Source organism: Geobacter sp. FeAm09, from assembly GCF_008330225.1.
Taxonomy (GTDB): Bacteria; Desulfobacterota; Desulfuromonadia; order Geobacterales; family Pseudopelobacteraceae; genus Oryzomonas.
This window is the reverse complement of the sequence record NZ_CP042466.1, coordinates 3550332-3571760: the sequence shown is the minus strand read 5'-3', so window position 1 is coordinate 3571760 and position 21429 is coordinate 3550332. Positions and strand designations below refer to the sequence as shown.

Annotated in this window: 20 protein-coding genes and 1 riboswitch; of the genes, 16 read left to right on the top strand and 4 right to left on the bottom strand. The window is 62.4% G+C overall.

Annotated elements, in window-relative coordinates; all coding sequences use genetic code 11:
• Nucleotides 1–4: 4 nt before the first annotated feature.
• The 6 genes from FO488_RS16860 (at nucleotide 5) to FO488_RS16835 (ending at nucleotide 6932) form a co-directional block, all read left to right on the top strand.
• Nucleotides 5–814 (top strand): GNAT family N-acetyltransferase, encoded by an 810-nt coding sequence (locus tag FO488_RS16860; protein ID WP_149211620.1) that lies wholly within the window; start codon nucleotides 5–7, stop codon nucleotides 812–814.
• 18 nt (nucleotides 815–832) lie between these two features.
• Nucleotides 833–1963: a homocitrate synthase gene (gene nifV, locus FO488_RS16855; RefSeq protein WP_149211619.1), complete on the top strand. Its 1131-nt coding sequence runs from the start codon at nucleotides 833–835 to the stop codon at nucleotides 1961–1963.
• Between the two features lie 364 nt (nucleotides 1964–2327).
• Complete coding sequence (nifH, locus tag FO488_RS16850; protein ID WP_149211618.1) at nucleotides 2328–3194, top strand: nitrogenase iron protein; 867 nt, start codon at nucleotides 2328–2330, stop codon at nucleotides 3192–3194.
• A 57-nt stretch (nucleotides 3195–3251) separates the two neighbouring features.
• A complete protein-coding gene (gene nifD / locus FO488_RS16845) occupies nucleotides 3252–4697 on the top strand; it encodes a nitrogenase molybdenum-iron protein alpha chain (protein WP_149211617.1) in 1446 nt (481 codons plus the stop codon).
• A 192-nt stretch (nucleotides 4698–4889) separates the two neighbouring features.
• Nucleotides 4890–6359, top strand: coding sequence for a nitrogenase molybdenum-iron protein subunit beta (gene nifK, locus FO488_RS16840; protein ID WP_149211616.1), 1470 nt, complete (start codon nucleotides 4890–4892; stop codon nucleotides 6357–6359).
• A 141-nt stretch (nucleotides 6360–6500) separates the two neighbouring features.
• The gene (locus FO488_RS16835; RefSeq protein WP_149211615.1) at nucleotides 6501–6932 is read left to right on the top strand and encodes an ArsC/Spx/MgsR family protein; all 432 of its coding nucleotides are present in this window, start codon (nucleotides 6501–6503) and stop codon (nucleotides 6930–6932) included.
• A 142-nt stretch (nucleotides 6933–7074) separates the two neighbouring features.
• On the opposite strand, the gene katG is transcribed toward FO488_RS16835, so the two are convergent.
• Together katG and FO488_RS16825 are read right to left on the bottom strand one after the other, a co-directional pair.
• On the bottom strand, nucleotides 7075–9285 hold the full coding sequence (katG, locus tag FO488_RS16830) for a catalase/peroxidase HPI (protein WP_149211614.1): 2211 nt from the start codon (nucleotides 9283–9285) through the stop codon (nucleotides 7075–7077).
• Between the two features lie 23 nt (nucleotides 9286–9308).
• Entirely contained in the window at nucleotides 9309–9872 is a 564-nt protein-coding gene (locus FO488_RS16825; RefSeq protein ID WP_240732021.1) for a Fur family transcriptional regulator, read from the bottom strand.
• 230 nt (nucleotides 9873–10102) lie between these two features.
• On the opposite strand from FO488_RS16825, the gene FO488_RS16820 reads away from it, so the two are divergent.
• Nucleotides 10103–11014 (top strand): rhomboid family intramembrane serine protease, encoded by a 912-nt coding sequence (locus FO488_RS16820; protein ID WP_149211613.1) that lies wholly within the window; start codon nucleotides 10103–10105, stop codon nucleotides 11012–11014.
• A 39-nt stretch (nucleotides 11015–11053) separates the two neighbouring features.
• Here the strand turns inward: FO488_RS16820 and FO488_RS16815 are convergent, their stop codons facing one another.
• A complete protein-coding gene (locus FO488_RS16815) occupies nucleotides 11054–13276 on the bottom strand; it encodes an ATP-binding protein (protein WP_149211612.1) in 2223 nt (740 codons plus the stop codon).
• Nucleotides 13277–13482: 206 nt separating this feature from the next.
• On the opposite strand from FO488_RS16815, the gene FO488_RS16810 reads away from it, so the two are divergent.
• The 7 genes from FO488_RS16810 to FO488_RS16780 all read left to right on the top strand — a co-directional run bounded on the left by FO488_RS16810 (nucleotide 13483) and on the right by FO488_RS16780 (nucleotide 17747).
• Entirely contained in the window at nucleotides 13483–13800 is a 318-nt protein-coding gene (locus FO488_RS16810; protein ID WP_149211611.1) for an MTH1187 family thiamine-binding protein, read from the top strand.
• The gene (locus tag FO488_RS16805; protein ID WP_149211610.1) at nucleotides 13793–14317 is read left to right on the top strand and encodes a shikimate kinase; all 525 of its coding nucleotides are present in this window, start codon (nucleotides 13793–13795) and stop codon (nucleotides 14315–14317) included. Before FO488_RS16810 ends, FO488_RS16805 begins: the two co-directional genes overlap by 8 nt.
• Nucleotides 14318–14338: 21 nt before the next feature.
• Nucleotides 14339–14866: a peptide deformylase gene (gene def / locus FO488_RS16800; protein ID WP_149211609.1), complete on the top strand. Its 528-nt coding sequence runs from the start codon at nucleotides 14339–14341 to the stop codon at nucleotides 14864–14866.
• A gap of 44 nt (nucleotides 14867–14910) precedes the next feature.
• Nucleotides 14911–15408: a DUF3124 domain-containing protein gene (locus tag FO488_RS16795; RefSeq protein ID WP_240732014.1), complete on the top strand. Its 498-nt coding sequence runs from the start codon at nucleotides 14911–14913 to the stop codon at nucleotides 15406–15408.
• Nucleotides 15409–15499: 91 nt separating this feature from the next.
• Nucleotides 15500–16723, top strand: a complete 1224-nt coding sequence (gene cbiE / locus FO488_RS16790) for a precorrin-6y C5,15-methyltransferase (decarboxylating) subunit CbiE (protein WP_149211608.1) — start codon at nucleotides 15500–15502, stop codon at nucleotides 16721–16723.
• Complete coding sequence (gene cobI / locus FO488_RS16785; protein WP_149211607.1) at nucleotides 16723–17430, top strand: precorrin-2 C(20)-methyltransferase; 708 nt, start codon at nucleotides 16723–16725, stop codon at nucleotides 17428–17430. The genes cbiE and cobI overlap by 1 nt, the downstream gene beginning before the upstream one ends.
• Complete coding sequence (locus FO488_RS16780; protein WP_149211606.1) at nucleotides 17418–17747, top strand: DUF3147 family protein; 330 nt, start codon at nucleotides 17418–17420, stop codon at nucleotides 17745–17747. The genes cobI and FO488_RS16780 overlap by 13 nt, the downstream gene beginning before the upstream one ends.
• 92 nt (nucleotides 17748–17839) lie before the next feature.
• Here FO488_RS16780 and FO488_RS16775 read toward each other — a convergent pair whose 3' ends face one another.
• The gene (locus tag FO488_RS16775) at nucleotides 17840–18820 is read right to left on the bottom strand and encodes a hypothetical protein (RefSeq protein ID WP_205743297.1); all 981 of its coding nucleotides are present in this window, start codon (nucleotides 18818–18820) and stop codon (nucleotides 17840–17842) included.
• 253 nt (nucleotides 18821–19073) lie between these two features.
• A riboswitch (SAM riboswitch) is annotated at nucleotides 19074–19172 on the top strand.
• Between the two features lie 55 nt (nucleotides 19173–19227).
• Here FO488_RS16775 and FO488_RS16770 point away from each other — a divergent pair.
• Both FO488_RS16770 and ttcA read left to right on the top strand, forming a co-directional pair.
• Complete coding sequence (locus tag FO488_RS16770) at nucleotides 19228–20343, top strand: homoserine O-acetyltransferase (protein ID WP_149211605.1); 1116 nt, start codon at nucleotides 19228–19230, stop codon at nucleotides 20341–20343.
• A 4-nt stretch (nucleotides 20344–20347) separates the two neighbouring features.
• On the top strand, nucleotides 20348–21178 hold the full coding sequence (ttcA, locus tag FO488_RS16765) for a tRNA 2-thiocytidine(32) synthetase TtcA (protein ID WP_149211604.1): 831 nt from the start codon (nucleotides 20348–20350) through the stop codon (nucleotides 21176–21178).
• Nucleotides 21179–21429 lie beyond the last annotated feature (251 nt).

Here is a 21429-nt window from a genome sequence, read left to right as displayed (position 1 = left end):
GCGCATGACCATCGAGCCGTTTCGCAAAGAGGATGTGCCTCGCTTTCTGAGGCTGGCTGCCGGGGAAAACTGGGTGGCGGAACCGTGGGAATTCGATTTCCTGCTGTCTACCTTCCCCGACGGCTGTCTCTCGGCACGGGACGAGTCGGGTGCTGCCGTCGGCTTCGTGACCTCCCTGCGCCATGATTCCAGCGGCTGGATCGGCAACCTTATCGTCGATCGGAGCTGCCGCGGCACCGGCATCGGCGAGGCGCTGTTCCTCGGGGCCTTTGACAGCCTGCGGACCGCCGGTGTCGCGACCTTCTGGCTGACCGCCTCGAAAATGGGCAAGGCCCTGTATGAAAAACACGGATTCAACAGCACCGACACCATCATCCGCTGGACCGGCAGGGCCGGCGCGCCAACCGGCACCCCGCCCGCCGCGGCAGGGGCGTGGGACGCGGCCCTTGACCGGCTCGGCTGGGGGGACCGGCGTGACGTCCTGCTCGCCGCCACGTGCCGGCGCGGGACGGTGCTGGCCGCGGATTCCGCCTTTGCGGTTATTCAGCCCTGCGGCCAGGCGGTACAGGTGGGGCCGTTCGGTGCTGTTTCGCCGGATCGGGCCGCGCGGCTGCTGGACGAGGCCCTGAGCAGCCTGCCTGCCGGCGCCACCGTCTATATCGACACCCCGGCCTGCAACTCGGGCGCGGTTGCGCTGCTCCAGGAACGGGGCTTCAGGGATCACGGCACCAATGTCCTCATGTATGCCGGCGTCAAGCCGGATTACCGTCCGGAGTACATCTACGGCCTGGCAACCATGGGCAGTTGCGGATGAAGAGATAAGGAGGCAATTATGAACGAGCCAGCCATCATCATTGACGATACTACCCTGCGGGACGGTGAACAGACCGCCGGCGTGGTTTTCAGCAGGCGCGACAAGGTAGCCATTGCCCGCATGCTCGACTCCATCGGCGTACAGGAGCTGGAATGCGGCATTCCGGCCATGGGCAAGGACGAACAGAGCGACGTCAAGGCATTGGTGGACCTGGGGCTCAATGCCCGGCTGATCACCTGGAACCGGGCCACGGTGCCGGATATCCAGGCCAGCATCGACAGCGGCGTCACGGCAGTGGACATCTCCCTGTCGGTTTCGGACGTCATGATCCGCAACAAGATCAGAAAGACCCGGGAATGGGTCAAGGAACAGCTCAAGGTGGCCCTGGGATTCGCCAAGGGGAAGGGATTGTACGTCTCGGTCGGGGGGGAGGACGCCAGCCGGGCCGATATCCCCTTTCTCATCGAATTGATGCAGATCACGTGGGCCATGGGGGGGGACCGTTTCCGTTTTTGCGACACGCTGGGCATCCTCGATCCCTTCGGCACCTTCGACAAGGTGCATGCCCTGCGCACGGCCGTGCCCGAACTGCCCATCGAGGTCCACACCCATAACGACCTGGGGATGGCCACCGCCAACGCCATTGCCGGTATCCGCGCCGGGGCGCAGTTCGTCAACACGACGGTCAACGGCCTGGGGGAACGGGCCGGCAATGCGGCACTGGAGGAGGTGGTGATGGGGCTCAAGCATGCCAGCGGCATCGACACCGGCATCGATACCCACCGCTTCCGGGAGCTGTCCCTGTTCGTGGCCAAGGCCTCCAATCGGCCGCTACCGGCCTGGAAAGCGGTGGTAGGCGAACGGGTCTTTGCCCACGAATCCGGCCTGCATGCCGACGGCGTGATCAAGGATCCCCGGAACTACGAAGGCTTCGATCCGGCCGAGGTGGGGCTCGAACGCCAGATCGTGGTGGGCAAGCACTCCGGCACCAGCGGCCTGATCGAACGGTACAAGGACATGGGGATCTCCATCAGTCGTGCCGAGGCCATGCACCTGATGGACAAGGTGAGAAAGATTGCCCAGCAGACGCGGCGGCCGCTCAACAACAACCAGTTGATCAAACTGTATGGTATGAAGGAGGCCGCCTGATCCTCCCCTTCTATGCTGAAATCTGCTGCACACAAAGGCACCGCCATCGGTGCCTTTTTTGTGGGCACATCTGCTTGGGGCTCGGGAGGAGGGGATTATGCAGTTGTGCATAAAAAAGGTGCAACGAAGGGGCGTTACCCGGCAAATGTGAGGGGCCTGTTTCTGTAAATGTAGAGAAAACAGCTAATTACAAATTGGCATGCAGGATGCAATATGCCAAGACATAAGGTATCTGACAGACTTTGAACAAGCAGACAACGGAATCCGGCAAAGGCGCCGCCATTCAGGGGAATGGGGCGCCTTTTTTAATTGCCCCGAACAAATCACGAAGGCTCACGGATTGGTGAGCGAAAGGAGCAGTATCATGAGACAGATCGCAATCTACGGCAAGGGCGGCATCGGCAAATCGACCACGACACAGAACACGGTGGCCGGTCTGGCATCCATCGGCAAGAAGGTCATGATCGTTGGGTGCGACCCCAAAGCCGACTCTACCCGCCTCATCCTCCACGCCAAGGCTCAGGCGACGGTTATGGACCTGGTGCGCGAACTGGGCACGGTGGAAGACCTGGAGCTGGAGAACGTCATGAAGGTCGGTTTCGGCGACGTGAAATGCGTAGAGTCCGGCGGTCCCGAGCCGGGCGTCGGCTGCGCCGGCCGCGGCGTCATCACCGCCATCAACTTCCTGGAAGAGAACGGCGCCTATACCCCGGACCTGGATTTCGTCTTCTACGACGTTCTCGGCGACGTTGTCTGCGGCGGGTTCGCCATGCCGATCCGCGAGAACAAGGCCGAAGAAATCTATATCGTCACCTCAGGCGAAATGATGGCCATGTACGCCGCCAACAATATCGCCAAGGGTATCCTCAAATACGCTTCTTCCGGCAAGGTCCGCCTTGGGGGGCTCATCTGCAATTCCCGCAACACCGACCGTGAGGACGAACTGATCGAGGCCCTGGCAAAACGGCTCGGCACCCAGATGATCTACTTCGTGCCCCGCGACAATCAGGTGCAGCGCGCCGAACTGCGCCGCATGACGGTCATCGAATACTCGCCCGAGCACAAGCAGGCCCAGGAGTACCGTGCCCTGGCCCAGAAGATCGCCGATAACAAGATGCTGGTGGTTCCGACCCCGCTGGAGATGGAAGAGTTGGAAGAGTTGCTGATGGAATTCGGCATCATGGAGGTCGAGGACGAGAGCATCGTCGGCGTGGCAGAGGCAGCAGCCTAGTTCCGGGGGCATACAGCAGAGGCTGGATTTGCCTCTCATAATCAGAGGAGACCTATTATGTCAGAAAAGATACGAAAAGTTGAAGGTATCACCAAGGAGACGACGGAAGCTTTGATCGCCGAAACCCTGGCGGCATACCCCGAAAAGGCCAAGAAGAAGCGCGCCCCGCATCTGGGCGCCAATGACCCGGCATCCGGTTCGGCCTGCGTCAAGTCCAACAAGAAGACCGTCCCCGGCGTCATGAGCGCCCGCGGTTGCGCCTATGCCGGCGCCAAAGGGGTTGTCTGGGGACCGATCCGCGACATGGTTCACGTCTCCCATGGTCCGGTCGGCTGCGGCTGGTACTCCTGGGGCACCCGCCGCAATATGATGAGCGGCATCACCGGCGTTACCAGCTTTCCGATGCAGTTCACCTCCGATTTCCAGGAGAAGGACATCGTGTACGGCGGCGACAAGAAACTCAAGACCCTGCTGGAAGAGGCCCATGAGTTGTTCCCGCTGGCCAAAGGGGTTTCGGTCCTTTCCGAATGCCCGGTCGGCCTGATCGGCGATGACATCAACTCGGTGGCCAAACAATCGGCCAAGGAGTTGGACATCCCCATCATCCCCTGTAACTGCGAGGGCTTCCGTGGCGTTTCCCAGTCCTTGGGGCACCATATCTCCAACGACACGATTCGCGACTTCATCATTGGAACCCGCGAGTATGCCGAACCGGAAAGCCCCTATGACATTGCCCTGATCGGCGAATACAACATCGGCGGCGACGCATGGTCGACCAAGCCGCTTCTCGAAGAGTGCGGTTTCAATGTCAAGGCCGTCTGGACCGGCGACGGCGAGCTGGAGAAGATCGCCGCCACCCACAAGGTCAAGCTCAACGTCATCCACTGCTACCGCTCCATGAACTACATGTGCAAGGTTATGGAAGAGAAGTACGGCATTCCCTGGGTCGAGCTCAATTTCTTCGGCCCGACCAAGATCCGTAACAGCCTCAGGCAGCTTGCCGAGCTGTTCGACGATACCATCAAAGCCAAGGTCGAGGCGGTGATCGCCAAATATGACCCGATCATGCAGGGCATCATCGACGAGTACAAGCCGCGCCTGGATGGGAAGAAGGTCATGCTGCTGGTTGGCGGACTCCGTCCGCGCCACACCATCGGCGCATACGAGGACCTGGGCATGGACTGCGTCGGTTCCGGCTACGAGTTTGCCCACACCGACGACTATGACCGTACCGCGCCGGAGATGCCGGACGCCACCGTGGTCTACGACGACCCCTCCGAGTACGAGTTCGAGAAGTTTGCCGATGCCTTAAAGCCCGACCTGATCGGTTCCGGCATCAAGGAGAAATACGTCTTCCAGAAGATGGGTATCCCCTTCCGCCAGATGCACAGTTGGGATTATTCCGGTCCGTACCACGGCTACAAGGGATTCGAGGTATTTGCCCGCGATGTTGACATGGCGATTAACAGCCCGACATGGAAGCTGGTGAAGGCCCCTTTCTAGACGTGTGGCGGCGCCCGCTTTTGCGCCATCCCGGCGGCGGCCTTCGTGCTCCTCTTGTGCGGCGTAGCGCTGCTACGCCTCCGCGGAAGCCCTTGTCCCCCACCGGGCTGACATCAAAATCGGACACCGATGGGAATATCAATACCGTACCGTGGACAGATTGGTCCCGGACGGCTTAAGGAGAGATAAATCATGTCAAACGCACTGGGACTTGAAGTCAAAAAGATCGTCGAGACACCGCCGGAAGAGATCGAGCGGGTCAAGGAATGGATCAACACGGAAGAATATAAAGAGAAGAACTTTGCCCGCCAGGCGCTGGTGATCAACCCGGCCCACGCCTGCCAGCCGCTGGGCGCCCAACTGGCAGCCCACGGTTTCGAGGGGACGCTGCCATTCGTACACGGTTCCCAGGGGTGTGCCTCCTACTACCGTTCGACCCTCAACCGCCACTTCCGTGAGCCGGCACCGGCCGTATCGGACGCCATGACCGAGGACGGCGCGGTGTTCGGCGGCCAGAACAACCTGCACGAGGGGCTGGAAAACGCCAATACCATCTACAAGCCGAAGATGATCGCGGTCTTCACCTCCTGCATGCCGGAGGTCATCGGCGACGACCTGACCGCCTTCATCAAGAACGCCAAGCAGAAGGGGTTCGTGCCCAAGGAAATGCCGATCCCCTATGCCAATACCCCCAGCTTCAACGGTACCCATATCCATGGCTATGATTCCATGCTGGTCTCGATCCTGCAGACCCTGACCGAGGGGAAACAGGTTGAGGGGCGCTGCACCGGCAAGCTCAACCTGATCGCGGGCTGCGACTTCAATACCGGCGACTATCGCGAGTACAAGCGTATCCTTGAAGCCTTCGGCGTCCCCCACACGATCCTGGCCGATATCTCAGAAAGCTTTGATTCGCCCTGCGACGGCAGCTACCATATCTATGCCGGGGGCACCAAGCTGGAGGATGCCGCCGACTCCATCAACGGCAAGGCCACCATCGCCATCGGTTCCTATTCCACCGCCAAGACCTTTGGCTGGATCAAGGACAACTACTCCGGCAAGCATGCCACCCTGCCGATGCCCATGGGGATCGCGAAGACCGACGCCTTCATCATGAAGGTGGCCGAGCTGTTCGGCAAGGAAGTGCCGGCCTCCCTGAAGAACGAGCGCGGCCGCGCCGTGGACGCCATCACCGACTCCCACCAGTATATCCACAACAAGAAGTTTGCCGTGTACGGAGACCCTGACTACCTGATGGGTTACGTCTCCTTCCTGCTGGAGGTGGGGGCCCGTCCGCACCACATCCTGTGCAGCAGGGGTAACAAGAAGGTCGAAAAGGAACTGCAGGCTCTGTTGGACAGCTCCCCGTTCGGCCAGGGGTGCAAAATCTACATGAACAAGGACCTGTGGCACCTGCGGAGCCTTTTGATGACCGATCCGGTGGACGGCATCATCGGCGATTCCCATGGCAAGTTCGCCGCCCGTGATGCAAAGGTCCCGCTGTTCCGCTTCGGTTTCCCGATCTTCGACCGGGTCAACAAGCATCGCTACCCGCTGATCGGTTACCAGGGCGCCATCAACATGATGACCGAGATTTGCAACAAGTTCATCGATATCAAGGACGATACGTGCGAGGATCGCCAATTCGAATTGATGCGGTAGGTCCGATTTGATCCATGCAAGAGAAGTAACAGGGGGAGGCGACCATGGTGTCGCCTCTTTCCGTTTCCAGGCGGGGGCAAAACGATCCACCAGGCGGGATGACGTTCAGATCCCGCCTACCCAAATTACGAGGAGGTGGCCATGGCGCGGGTGATTTTCTACGAAAAACCGGGATGCATCAACAATACGAAACAGAAGGCGTTGCTGCGGGCTGCGGGGCATGAGCTGGCGGAGCGCAGCATCCTTACCCATCCCTGGACTGCGGAGGAGCTTGTGGCGTTTTTCGGTGCCCTGCCGGTTCGGGAGTGGTTCAACCGGGCCGCACCGCGGGTGAAGAGCGGCCAGGTGGTCCCGGAGCAGATGGAGCCGGACAGCGCCATCGCCGCCATGCTGGAGGAGCCGCTCCTCATCAGGCGCCCCCTGATGCAGTCGGGCCAGCGGCGCATGGTCGGTTTCGATCAGGACGCCGTCCACGCCTGGATCGGCCTGTGGCCGGAGGGCTCGCCCCGGGATCGGGAGGATCTGCAGCACTGCCCCCGGACAACGGAAGGGGAAAGCTGCCCGGAGCCGTGAGCATGGCGGCTCCGCTGCCGACTGCGCCTCGTGCCCGGAAACGAGGCGGGTAGCAACACAAGGCCGCCCCGGCACCGATTCCTGCCGGGACGGCCTTGTGCCGTCGTCCTGTCAGCATCCCTCGAAAGGGCGTATGCCATGCTCAGGCGAGGTCGAAGCGGTCAAGGTTCATCACTTTTTCCCATGCCGCCACAAAGTCGTGCAGGAACTTCTCCTGGGAGTCCTGGCATCCGTAGGCCTCCGCCAGGGCCCGAAGCTGGGAGTTGGAGCCGAAGATGAGATCGACGCGGGTGGCGGTCCACTTGAGTTCACCGCTCGTGCGATCCCGCCCCTCGAACACGTCGTCGGCTTCCGGGGCCGCCTGCCACGCGGTGCCCATGTCGAGCAGGTTCACGAAGAAGTCGTTGGTGAGCGCCCCGGGCCGCTTGGTGAAGACGCCGTGCCGGGTTTGGCCGAAGTTGGCGTCCAGGACGCGCAGGCCGCCAAGGAGAACCGTCATCTCGGGGGCGGTCAGCGTCAACAGTTGCGCCCGGTCAACCAGCAACTCCTCCGCCGATACGGAGTACCTGGTTTTGAGGTAGTTGCGGAATCCGTCCGCAACCGGTTCGAGGACGGTGAACGCCGCCACGTCGGTCTGCTCCTGAAGCGCATCCGTGCGTCCCGGCGCAAAGGGGACGGTCACCGCATGGCCGGCATTCCGCGCCGCCTGCTCGACGCCGGCGCATCCCCCCAGCACGATCAGGTCGGCGAGTGAAACCATCTTCCCGCCGGACTGGGCCCCGTTGAACTCCTTTTGTATCCCCTCGAGGGTCTGCAGCACGGCCCTCAGCCGGGCCGGCTGGTTGACTTCCCAATCCCTTTGCGGCGCAAGGCGGATGCGCGCGCCGTTCGCCCCGCCCCGCTTGTCGGAGCCGCGGAACGTGGCCGCCGATGCCCACGCCGTGGAGACCAGTTGGGATACGGACAGCCCCGAAGCGAGGATCGTACCCTTGAGGGCGGCGATGTCACCTTCGTCGATCAAGCCATAGGTGACCGGGGGGACCGGGTCTTGCCACAGGAGGTCTTCCTGGGGCACTTCCGCGCCGAGATAGCGCGAGCGCGGCCCCATGTCGCGGTGGGTCAGCTTGAACCACGCCCTGGCGAAGGCGTCCGCGAATTTGTCGGGGTTCTGCTGGTAGTGCCGCGCGATCGGCTCATAGATCGGGTCGAAGCGCAGGGAGAGGTCCGCCGTGGTCATCATCGGCCGGCGTTTCTTCGACGGGTCGTGGGCATCGACCACCAGGTCCCCGTCGGCCACGTCCTTGGCCAGCCACTGATGCGCGCCGGCCGGGCTCTTCACCAACTCCCACTCGTACTTGAACAGCGTGTTCAGGTAGCCCATGTCCCACGTGGTCGGGTTCGCTTTCCATGCACCCTCGATGCCGCTGCCGATGGTGTCGCCGCCTTTGCCGCTGCCGAAGCTGCTCCTCCAGCCGAGGCCCTGTTCTTCGATGGGTGCGGCCTCGGGTTCCGGGCCCACGTGCGATGCAGGTCCGGCGCCGTGGCACTTGCCGAAGGTGTGCCCGCCGGCGATGAGGGCGACCGTCTCCTCGTCGTTCATGGCCATGCGCGCGAAGGTCTCGCGAACGTCACGGCCGGAGGCGACCGGGTCCGGGTTGCCGTCCGGCCCTTCCGGGTTCACGTAGATCAGCCCCATCTGTACGGCGGCGAGGGGGTTTTCCAGATCCCGCTCGCCGGAGTAGCGGCTGTTGGGCTTGTCGCTCGTGGCCAGCCACTCCTTTTCACCCCCCCAGTAGATATCCTCTTCCGGTTCCCACACGTCTTCACGCCCGCCGCCGAAGCCGAAGGTCTTGAACCCCATGGACTCCAGGGCGCAGTTGCCGGCGAGGATCAACAGGTCGGCCCAGGAGATCTTCCTGCCGTATTTCTGCTTGACCGGCCAGAGCAGACGGCGCGCTTTGTCGAGGTTGACGTTGTCCGGCCAACTGTTGAGGGGCGCAAAGCGCTGGCCGCCCGACCCCGCGCCCCCGCGGCCGTCGCCGGTGCGGTAGGTGCCCGCGCTGTGCCAGGCCATGCGGATGAAGAGCGGCCCGTAGTGGCCGTAATCAGCCGGCCACCACGCCTGCGAGTCGGCCATCAGCGCAAAGAGGTCCTTCTTCACCGCCGCCAGGTCGAGCTTTTTAAACTCATCGGCGTAGTTGAAGGCTTCCCCCATCGGATTGGACAGGGAGGAATGCTGGTGCAGGATCCTGAGGTTCACCTGGTTCGGCCACCAGTCCCGGTTCGAAGGCCCCTTGCCGGCGGTGGGCCTGCCACCTGCGCCCGTTACCGGGCATCTGCTCTCGTTACTCATCTCGACTCTCCTTTCATGGTGGATTATGCCTGGTCATACCGCGTGAAACGGTTGGCCCTCCCTTGAACATTACTGCCGATGCATGAAAAGTTTTTAAGTATAATTAGTAGATAGTAAAAATTACTATAATCGTGCCAAAAAAAATACCGGCCGCTATCCGTCCAGACAGCTTTTGCAGATCCCGTAGACCACCACGCTCCGGTTGTCGATCCTGCCCCATTCCTTGGCCACTTCCGGGAGGGGGCCTCGTCCATGGAGGGCCACTGGAAGTCCATGATCGTGTTGCATCTGCCGCAGATCAGGTGATGGTGGGGAGCCAGCGTCACCTCGAAGCGCCCCTGGCTCTCGACGGTTTCCACCTTGGTAATCATACCATGTCGCGCGAAGGTTGCCAGTGTCCGGTACACCGTATCCAGCGACAGGGTGGGGATCTTTTGGCGCAGCCGTTGATGGAGCGCTTCCGCAGAGGGATGATCGGCGGACCGCGCCAGTTCGCGGAAAATCTCCAGACGCTGGTGGGTGAGCTTGAGGCCGGCTGCCCGGCAGGCATCCCCAAACCGTCTCACTTGTTCCGCTAAAGCGTCCATGGTGCATCCTTCTTCCAGGTCGAAATGAATCGTTACTATGTAAGAATAATACCTATTTGTTGTGAGGATGTCAAGTGCGCGGAGGATGGACCTGCATGCGCGGCGGCTCGCCGGCCCTCTCCGCGGACAAAGGGGCAAATTTTCGCCGTTGCCCTGGTAAAGTGCGGCAGTGGTGGTTATAGTTACTGCATGGAGCATACGGGAGAAATGCGCGAGGCATATGAGGAAGAATGGTTGGAGGTGGCTCCCGGGCCTTCCGCGGGGCGGCCGGTGACTCCTTCCCGGGGCGGGTCCAGCTCTGGGCGCTGGTCCTTGATGCCCGCTCCGTGCCGTGCCGCCTTGAACGCAGCGGGGGAAGCCTCTACCTGCTGGTGCCGGCCGGGCAGCTGGAGAGGGCCCGGGAAGAGTTGCGGCTCTTCGAGGAGAAAAACCGCGACTGGCCCCCGGCGGCCCCTCCCCACCACCCGCTGGCGGAGAACACCCTGGCGACCCTCTCCGTCCTGGTGCTTCTCGCCACCTTCCACAACCTGACCCAACTGGACGGTATGCTGCTCACCGTCGCCCAGCCGGACTGGGTCGCGCTCGGCACCGCCCAGGCCGCCGAGATCAGGGGGGGGCAGTGGTGGCGGCTCGTCACCGCCCTGACGTTGCACGCCGACAGCGTCCACCTGATGAGCAACCTGGCCATCGGCGGGATCTTTGTCCTTTTCCTCTGCCGCGAACTCGGCTCCGGTTTGGCCTGGAGCCTGCTCTTGGGGGCCGGAATCCTCGGCAACCTGGCCAACGCCTACGTGCAGGCGCCCGGCCACGGCTCCGTGGGGGCCTCCACCGCGGTCTTCGGCGCCGTGGGCATCCTGGCGGCGCTCACCCTGGTGCGGTACCGGCAACAGTTGCAACGGCGCTGGCCGCTCCCCGTGGCGTCGGCCCTGGCCCTGTTGGCCCTGCTCGGCACGGAGGGGAAAAACACCGATCTGGGGGCGCACCTGTTCGGCTTCCTGTTCGGGACCTGCCTCGGGCTGGTGACGGAATATCTGCTGGGGAGGTACGGCCGTCCCGGCCGCCTGCTGAGCGCCCTGCTGGCAGCGCTCAGCGCCGTTACGGTCATTGCCGCCTGGTGGGCGGCGCTGGAATTTGGCGGGTGATGATGCCGGCGGTGAGGGAGCCCCGGCCCGCCGCGTCCATCATGACGGCAGGCCGCTATCGGCGGGCAGGTCCGCGACCACAAAGGGGATGACCACGTGGAAGGTGCTTCCCTCTCCCTCCCTGCTCTCCGCCCAGATCCTGCCCCCCATGAGCTCCGCCAACTGGCGGCAGATTGAAAGCCCCAGCCCCGTCCCGCCGTATTTTCGCGTGGTGGAGGTGTCCGCCTGGCTGAAAGGGGTGAAGATCCGCTCCATGGCTTCCGGCCTGATGCCGATGCCGGTATCGGCAACGCTGAGCCACAGAAAGACGATATTTTCATGGCGTTCGAGCAGATGGGCGGAAACGGTCAGGGAACCGTGCTCCGTAAACTTGATGGCGTTGCCGATCAGATTGAGCAGGATCTGCTTCAGGCGGAGCTGGTCCCCCAGCAGCGCATCGGGGAGTTGGTCGGACACGACGGTCTCCAGGGCGAGCCCTTTGGCCTGGATGCGGGGCGCCTGGGCCCGGACCACGCTGCCGATGCTGTCCCGCAGGCCGAATGATGCGGATTCCAGTTCGATTTTGCCGGCTTCGATCTTGGACAGGTCGAGCACATCGTTGATGAGCGACAACAGGATCTGCGAGGAGTCCATGATCCCCTCCAGGTACTCCTTCTGTTCGGCGGTGAGTCCGGTCAGGCCCAGGAGGCTGGCCATGCCCATGATGCCGTTCATGGGGGTGCGGATCTCATGGCTCATGTTGGCCAAAAACTCGCTTTTTGCCCTGTTGGCGGCATCGGCCACCTCCTTGGCCCGTTGCAGCTCACGCTCCATTTTCTTGCGCGCGGTGATGTCGACGGCGACGGTCAGTACCGCCCTTTCGTTGTTGTAGCTGAAGGGCATGCCGGTGATTTCCGCATCGAAGACGCTGCCGTCCAGCCGGAGCAGTTTTCCTTCCTGTGCGAGGGGGGCCGCATTCCCATCGTGGCTCACGCCGGCCCGTCCCTGCACAGGATCGAGGAAATCGGCGTGAAGCGTTTCGGAGACCGGCCTGCCGATCAGTTCCTGCGGCTCCCTGGCGCCGAGCTTTGCCACGGCGGTCGGGTTCAGGTAGACGTACCTCCCGTGCGCATGGACCATGATCATGTTGGGGGAGAATTCGATGATCGACCGGAAGCGTTCCTCGCTTTCCCGCAACGCCCCCTGCGTCCGAGTGAGGTCGTCGATGTGGCTGGCCAGGCGCTTCGCCATGTCGTCAAAGGCATGCCCCAGTTCTCCCAACTCCCCGCCGGGGATCCTGTCGGCGATCCTGACGGACAGATCCCCCCGGGCCAGGCTGCGTGATGCCGCCAGGAGTGCATCGACCTTTTCCACGACGCTTTTTTGGTTGATATACCATGCCGCGCCGATCATGAGCAGCATCAGCGAGAGCAGCAACCCCACGTCAAGCCGAAGAGTGTCGCGCGTCTGGCCTACGACCAGTTCCTTCCTTACGCCGGCACGGATATAGAGGTACGGCGTCCGCTCCCCCTGCAGGCGGAGCTTCCGGTAGGCGAATATGCGCTTGACCTCCGTGTTGCCGAACGCTTCGAACGAGCCTTCGTCGGGGCCGTCATGCATGCGTCTGAACAGGTCGGCCCGATCTTTTTTGCCGACGAGGCCGGGGCTGGTCGCCGAATAAAGGATGATGCCCCGGTGGTCGACCAGGAGGATGGAGGAGCCGGGATAGGTGATGCTGTTTTTGAGCAGGTCCTTGTACTTTTCAAGGGCAATGGCGACCGTTGCCGCTCCGGTGACCCGCCCGGAGCCGTCTTTGACCGGGTAGCCGAAGCTGATGCTCGGTGTCTTGAGTTGGCTGTCGACCGCATATTCGCCCGAAGAGAGCCCCCCCGACGAGATCGCGTTCCGGGCATGCCGCCGATCGCCGTAAAGGGTGGGGCTTGTGGCGGGTATTGCCGACGCCCACAGGCTGCCGGAGAGGTCCTGCAAGCCGATGGTGCCGTATTGGGGATTCAATCTGATGATTTCGGCGAGCAGGGTGCTGGTCTCCGGCCCGCGGTGCCGCTGGACCGACGGCAGGTTGGTCAGGGTGATCAAGAGCTGCTCGACGCCCGCTACGAGGATGTTCTGGTTGTTGGCGATCTGGTTGGCAAGTCCGGCGGCCAGGACCCGTGCCTCTTCAATGTCATGGGCGCGGTCCCTGACGCTCGAATAGGCGATGATTCCGACGGGGACGACCGTCATCAGGACGATCAGGATGATGATGTGCTTTCGTATGGACATGGAGAACGGTTCACCTCTCCAACGGTGCAGGCTGCAAGCGGCTCGCCCGGGACCAAAATGGCAAACAAGAATATAGCAATCTTAAAACAAATGCTATAATAAGCAAGAAGTCCGGGGACCGGCCGGTGTGGGGCGGGCGTCGGGTTTGCGGCAGGCATTCCGGTGCCCCGTCCGGTTCGGCAGGGTGGCGGGGGGGGAGGTTCTTTATGAACGTGATCGTGGATTTGTGCATCGTGCCCATAGGGGTGGGCGTGTCGTTGTCCCCGTATGTGGCGGCCTGTGAAAAGGTTATTTCCCAGTCGGGCCTGAAAGCGGTGTTGCACGCCAACGGGACGAATATCGAAGGCGAGTGGGATGCGGTCTTCGCGGCGGTCAAACGGTGCCATGAGGTGGTGCACGGCATGGGCGCCCCCCGGATCTCCACGACCCTGCGGGTGGGGACGCGCACGGACCGGATCCAGACCATGGAGGATAAGGTGAAGAGCGTGCAGGGCAAGCTGGGAGGGGCGGCGGCAGATGTCTGACCGGCGGGGCGATGTCGCCAATATCGTGCTGATCGGCATGCCGGGGGCGGGTAAGAGCACGGTGGGCGTGATCCTCGCCAAGCTGGCCTCGCTGGACTTCATCGACACCGACGTCCTGATCCAGAGTTGCGAGCACCGCTCGCTCCAGAACATCATCGACTCCCAGGGGTATCTGGCCCTACGGGAGATCGAAGAACGCATCCTGCTCGGCCTGGAGTGCCGGGGGCACGTCATCGCCACGGGGGGAAGCGCCGTCTATAGCCGGGCCGCCATGGCGCATCTGGCCGAGAACGGGGTCGTCGTTTTCCTGGATGTTGACCTGCCCACCCTGGAGTCGCGGGCTCTGGACCTGGGGAGGAGGGGGATCGCGAAACACCCGGACCAGAGCTTTGCCGAACTCTTCGAAGAGCGCCGCAGGCTCTACCTGGCGTGCGCCGATGTGGTGATTGACTGCCACGGGCTTGGGCACGACATGGTTTGCACCACGATCCTCGGTACGCTGCACGTGCCGGGCTAAGAGGGGAAAGGGGATAGTGTCATGCCGATTCTTCGCCAGATCGCCCAACTGGGCCAGCCGGTCCTCCGCCAGGAAACCGCCCGTGTCGGCGATCCGGCCGATCCGCTCCTCCAGGCGCTGATCGAGGATATGCTGGCGACCATGACCGAGGCCAATGGTGTCGGCATCGCCGCTCCCCAGGTCTACGAGCCGTTGCGCCTCTTCATCGTGGCCTCCCGCCCCAATCCCCGCTACCCCCAGGCCCCGGCAATGGCGCCCACCGCCATGCTCGACCCGGAAATCATCTGGCAATCGGATGAGACCGAAGCGGGGTGGGAAGGGTGCCTCAGCGTGCCCGGCATCCGCGGCCTCGTGCCGCGCAGCCTGCGCATCGGCGTACGCTACCGGTCCCGCAGGGGCGAGGTGTGCGAAGAGGAGCTGTCCGGCTTTATCGCCCGCGTCTTCCAGCATGAATACGATCACATAAGCGGCCTGGTCTTCCTCGACCGGGTCGCAAACAATCGCGACCTGGTCAGCGAACGGGAGTACCTGCGGCTCGTCTCCGCCTGACGCGGATCGGCCATGGACTTCCAGACCCCCTTGAGGAGCATGACATGAAACAGCACCCACGCATCGTGTTGGCAGGGATGGCCCTTGTCCTGGCCATCTTCAGCCACATCCCGGCTTCGGCCGCCCCCAACGCGGGCGAATACCGGCTTTCCAGGGGGCAGACCATGTACGTGCCGGTCTACTCCAATGTCTTCAGCGGGCCGAAAGCGCTGCCTTTCAGCCTGGCGACCATGCTGAGCATCCGGAATGTGGATCTGCACAACCAGGTGCGGGTCACCGCCATAGACTACTACGACACCGGCGGCAAACTGCTCCGCTCGCACCTTGCCGCGCCGCTGACGCTGCCGCCGCTGGGATCGACGTACATCTACCTGGGGGAGCAGGATACGGCCGGTGGGTTCGGGGCCAGTTTCGTCGTCCGCTGGGACGCCCCCAAGGTCATCAACGCGCCCATCGTGGAATGCGTCATGATCGGCGCCAAATCCGGCCAGGGGATCTCCTTTGTCAGCCCGGGGCAGGTGATTAAGGAGAACACGCGCTGACGGCGGGTAGTAAAGAGATGATTTTTGCCGGCCGGGATGCTATAGTCCCTGCCCACAGGCAGGTTTGAATCCCATGCGGGGGACGCAGGCAATGACACAGCAGAAGATCTATCTGGTGGGGGCGGGCATCACGGGCTGGGAGGGTTTCGGCTCCAAGGCGCTGGAGATTGTCGCCAAATCCGAGGTGATGATCGGCCACGAGCGGCACCTGGACTGCTTTCCCGATTTTGCCGGCGAAAAGATGCCCTTCGGCGACCTCTCCGATATCCTGGATTTTCTGAAAAAGACCGAAAAGCGTGTGGCCATACTGGCCTCGGGCGATCCCACCTTCTTCGGCGTTTCCCGTTTCCTGCTGCGCAACCTGGCCAAGGAGCGCATCGAGATCTTCCCCAATGTCACCAGCATGCAGTACGCCTTTGCCCGCATCAAGGAACCGTGGGACGACTCCATCTTCGTGTCGGTGCACGGCCGCGGCCTGCAACCGGCGGTGGACAAGATCGTGGCCGCTGAAAAGGCGTGCGTGCTGACCGACAGGGTCAATACCCCGGCCGCCATCGCCGCCGAGCTTATCGAGCGGGGCGCCGAGGGGTACGAGGCGTGGCTGTGCGAGGATCTGGGACTGCCGGGCGAGAAGTTCACCAAGACCTCGGTGCGCGGCCTGCTGGAGTTGCCGTTGCAGCCTTCCGGCCTCAATATCCTGATCCTGATCCGGACCTACGCCCCGAATCTGATCCACTACCCCCTGATCGGCATCGACGATGAGGAGTTCCAGACCTCGAAGAAACTGATCACCAAACAGGAGGTGCGGGCCGTCACCCTGGCCAAGCTCCAGTTGCAGGACGACCTGGTGCTGTGGGACGTGGGGGCCGGCAGCGGCTCCGTTTCCATCGAGGCGTCCAACCTGATGCCCAATGGCCGCATCTTTGCCGTGGAGCAGAACGCCCAGTGCCTGGCCTTTATCCGGGAAAACCTGAAAAAGTTCACGACCCGCAACGTCAAGCTGGTGGAAGGGGAGGCGCCGGAGGTTCTGGATGAACTGCCGGACCCTGACCGGGTCTTCATCGGCGGGTCGGGAGGGCACCTGGAGGAGATCATCGTTACGGTGGACAGCCGTCTCAAGCCGGAAGGTCTGGTGGTGCTGAACGCCGTGACCCTGGATACCCTGACCAAGTCGGTGGAATTCCTGGAGGACCACGGCTTTACGACCGAGGCGGCCTGCGTCAATATCGCCAAGACCCGCAACCTGACCGAGTACAAGATGTTCGAGGCCCAGAACCCGGTCTACGTGATCACCGCCCGCAAGGGGAGCGAATAATGGCAACGATCTTTGCCGTCGGTGTCGGCCCCGGCGACCCCGAACTGCTGACCCGCAAGGCCGAGCGCGTCCTGCGCCAGGCGGACGTGATCCTGGCGCCGGTGTCCAACCCCTCCGAGGCCAGCGTCGCCCTGGCGACGATCCGTGGGTTTCTGGATGAAAGCCGCCAGGAGGTCATTGTGCACCAGTTCCCCATGACCTCGGACAAGGCCCGCTTGCTGCCCGCCTGGCAGGAGGCGGCCGCCCTGATCGCCGTCCGGGCCGAAGCCGGCAAGGATGTGGCCTTCGTGACCATCGGCGACCCCCTGTTCTATTCCACCTTTATCTATCTCCAGCGTATCCTGCGGGAGACCTGCCCCCATGTCCCCCTGGAGATCGTCCCCGGCATATCCAGTGTCAACGCTTCTGCGGCCGCGGCCGGCATACCCCTGGTGGAGGCCGATGAGAAAATGGCGGTGATCCCCGCCACCGCCGGCGTGGACAAGATCGCCGAGGCGTTGGCGCGGTTCGAAACGGTCGTGCTGCTCAAGGTGAAGCCGGTCTTCGGGGATATTCTGGAACTCATCCGCCAGACGGGCCGCGAACAGGGGACGGTCTTCGTAGAGCGGGTCGGGAGCGACCGCCAGAAGGTCCTGACCGATTTTGCCGAGATTGCCGCCCATGCCCCCGATTACCTGTCGCTGCTCATCATCAGATGTTCCTGCTGAAGCTTGCCGTCGCCAACCTCATCATCATAGCCTGCGTGCTGCTGGGCAGGCGCGTCCCGCCGCTGGGAGGGCTGATCGCCACCATGCCGCTCATCAGCCTGATCGTCCTGGCCTGGCTGGCCACGGACCGGCCGGGGGACGGAGCTCTCATCACCGGCTATCTCAAGGGGGTGTTGTGGGGCCTCGTGCCCACCGGCGTCTTTTTTGGGGCGGCATACCTGTGCCTGCGGAAAGGGATGGGGCTGCCGGCGGCACTGGGAGTGGGGGGCGTCCTCTGGCTGGGAGGGGCGTTCCTGCACCAATGGCTGCTGCGCTGAGAATGAGAATAATAACGCCTTTCCGAATACTGCCGGAAAGGCGTTGATGTTTCGGGCACGGCCCACTGGACGGGAAAGTTCCGGTTAAACCGTTACAACGTGCTCCCCTTGGCGGGGACGATCTCGTCGGTGGCCGGCGCGGCCGGTGCCGCAGGAGCAACGGGTGCAGCAGGAGCAACGGCGGCAGGCTGGCTTGCCGCTGCGGGTGTGGCGGGCTGTTCGGCCGGCTTGGGCTGTTCCGCGGGGCGGGGCACCGGCTTGCTGGCCGGCATCGTACCCTTCTTGTCGTCGTCCGAGTCGTATTTCAGCAGCGAGATGATATCCCCGAACTGCTTGCCGTAGACCTCCGATTCCTGGGTTTCCCGCAGCAACAGATCCTTTTGCCGCTGGTCCAGGGTGCGCCTGATGCCGTCGAGGGTCTTGAACTTCAGGTCCGCCTTGCTGGAAAAATTGGCTTCCGCCTCGCTGAAATCGGGGTACTGGAGGTTTATCAGGGGCGAGTACGACAGGAGCCGTCCGCGGAAGTTCGGGTATTCCCAGAGGATGGTGCCGTCGCCGTCCAGGATCTGCGCGGTCAGGATCAGGAAGTTAAAGTCGCTGGTCTGGGACGACAGCAGCGTCGTGGAATACACCTTCTCGTTCTGGGTGAGGCCGCTGACCACCAGCAGCATGACCGCATCCAGGTTGTTCTTTTTGAGATAGTCCCGCAGTTCGTCGGTTTTCCAGAAGTATTTGTTATACCGTATGGTGGCGTCGTCCCGTTTTTCGCTGCGGAAGAGGAGGTTGGCGAAGATGCGTTGCGGATCGCCGTCCAGAAGCGCCACGGTGTAGAAGTTGCCGGTCGCTTTCAGCTTGCGTACGAGTTGCTGCTCATACTTGCGGTTCATGTCGCCGAGCAGGGCAACGAGTTGCTCTTTCTCGGGGTGCCTGATGTCGGAGTTCACATCGACGATGATGGGCGCCACGCCGAGGACCTTCACCTTGGCGGCGAAATGTTCCGCGGGCACATTGAAATGGTTCTGGGCGCAGCCGAACATCACCGCCAGAAACGGCAACAGGAACAGGCGTTTCATACAACCTCCTCAGACGTGCTTGATCTTTCATGATTTCAGCACGTTTTATACCAGATGCCCCGCCCCTTTTCCAGCTAATTTGACGCCGCGGAGGGCGTTCGGTGAGAGGTTTTTCCGTCTTGCCGGCACCTCCCGGACAAGGGGAACGCCTCCTCTGTGCGCATCCCTCTCCCATCCCCGTACCGTGCCGTTCTGGGGCCGCATATTTGATTGACAATGTTCATGCCCTTCCATTATTCTGATTAGATAGACCTGCTTATCGAGAGTGGTGGAGGGAAAGGCCCTGTGAAGCCACAGCAACCGGCCAATGAGGCGTCAGGTGCTAATTCCTGCCGAAAGGCAAAGATGAGAGGTGCGCTGTAAACGCAGTGTTTCAGCCCCTTCTCATACCGTGTGAAGGGGTTTTCATGTCCGTCGGCATCGTCACGGAACAATCCAGAGCCTTCGAATCCGGCATCAGGCTGGACAGCGGGCGCATCCTTGCCCCGATCACCCTCGTGTACGAAACCTACGGCCGTCTCAACGAATCCCGTTCCAACGCCATCCTGGTGGGGCACGCCTGGACCGGCGACGCCCACTTGGCGGGCAAGCGCCGCGAAGAGGATGCCAAGCCGGGCTGGTGGGACGCCATCGTCGGGCCGGGCCGCCTGCTGGACACCGACCGTTATTTCGTGATCTGCTCCAATGTGATCGGTTCGTGCCACGGTTCCACCGGTCCCACATCCATTAACCCCAAAACCGGCAAACGCTACAACCTCACCTTTCCGGTCGTCACCGTGCGCGACATGGTGCGCGCCCAGAAACTGCTGATCGATGCCCTGGGCATCGAAAAGCTCTTCTGCGTCATGGGGGGGAGCATGGGGGGGATGCAGGCCCTGGAGTGGGTCACCCAGTATCCCGCAAACGTCGCCTCGGCCATCATGCTGGCGACGACGCCGCGCCCGTCCCCCCAGGCCATCTCCCTCAACGCCGTGGCCCGGTGGGCCATCTTCAACGACCCCACCTGGCGCAAGGGGGAGTACAAGCACAACCCGAAGGACGGTTTGGCCCTGGCCCGGGGCATCGGCCACATCACGTTCCTGTCGGACGAATCCATGAACGCCAAGTTCGGCCGGCGCTTCTCGGCCAAGGACGGCCAGTTCGATTTTTTCGGCCAGTTCGAGGTGGAGCGCTACCTGAATTACAACGGCTACAACTTCGTGGACCGCTTCGACGCCAATTCCTTCCTGTACCTGGCCAAGGCGCTGGACCTCTATGACGTGGCCCTGGGGTGCGAATCGCTGGCCGAGGCCTTTGCCCAGGTCGCGGCGCCGGTGCAGTTCTTCGCTTTCACCTCCGACTGGCTCTATCCCCCCTACCAGACCGAAGAGATGGTGGCGTGCCTGCGCGGGCTGGGGAAGCCGGTGGACTACCACCTGATCACCTCCGCATACGGTCACGACGCTTTCCTGCTGGAGCACGAAACCTTTGCCCCCCTGGTGCGGGAGTTCTTCGCCCGCGTGGAACGAGACGGGGGTCTTTGACGCTATGACGTTGGCGCTTGACGAATTCAAAAACAGAGGACTTCTCAGGAAGCTGCGGCATGGGGTCGGCCGGGCCGTTGCCGATTTTGGCCTGATCGAGGAGGGGGACCGGGTCGCCGTGGCGGTGTCGGGAGGGAAGGATTCCTATACCCTGTTGCTGCTGCTGGAGGAATTGCGGCGGCGCGCGCCCGTTTCATTCGAGATTGTGGCGGTGAACATCGATTCCGGGTATCCCGGCTACCGCACGGACGTCATCGAGCGGTTCCTGCGGGAGAACGGTTTCACCTACCGCATGGTGCCCACCGGGCATTACGCCCTTATTCAGGAAAAGCGCCGGCCCGGCTCATCCTACTGTTCCATCTGTGCGCGCTTCAAGCGTGGCGCCCTCTATACGGCAGCCCAGGAATTGGGCTGCAACAAGCTGGCCCTGGGGCACCATCAGGACGATTTCGTCGAGACGCTGTTGCTGAACCAGTTCTTTGTCGGCTCGCTCAAGTCCATGGCAGCCTCCATGCTGGCGGACAACGGCGAGACCGTGGTGATCAGGCCGCTGGTGTATCTGCCCGAGGAGGATATCATCCGCTTTTCCCGGGAAGCCGCCCTGCCGGTGGTCTGTTGCTGCTGCCCGGTCTGCGGCACCGCCGACCTGCAGCGCAAGCGGATGAAACGCCTTCTGAAGGAGTTGGAAAAGGATATCCCCCACGTCAAGAACAGCCTGTTGAAGGCAATTTCAAACGTACACCCCCGCCACCTTCTTGACCGGCGATTGCAGGCAGCCATCCCGGACCCGTGCGCGTCCCTCCCGCTTGACGGCACGGATGGGCACCAGGGCTGAAACTTCCTTCCGCAGGTCAAGCCACGCCACATATCCCCCATACGCCACCACGATCAATCCCAACAATACCATCGGTTCCATAAGACACCTCCGCTTCATTTGTGGAAACGATAGCACTGGTATGTGACAGAAAATGTCGCATGCCGAAAATGCGGTGATTTTGGGGGGAGCAGGATCGCCTGAGGGCGTTCCAAGGCATGATGGCGTGATAAGGAATTGCCGGCCGGTGTGAATGGCGAAACTCAGGTTGT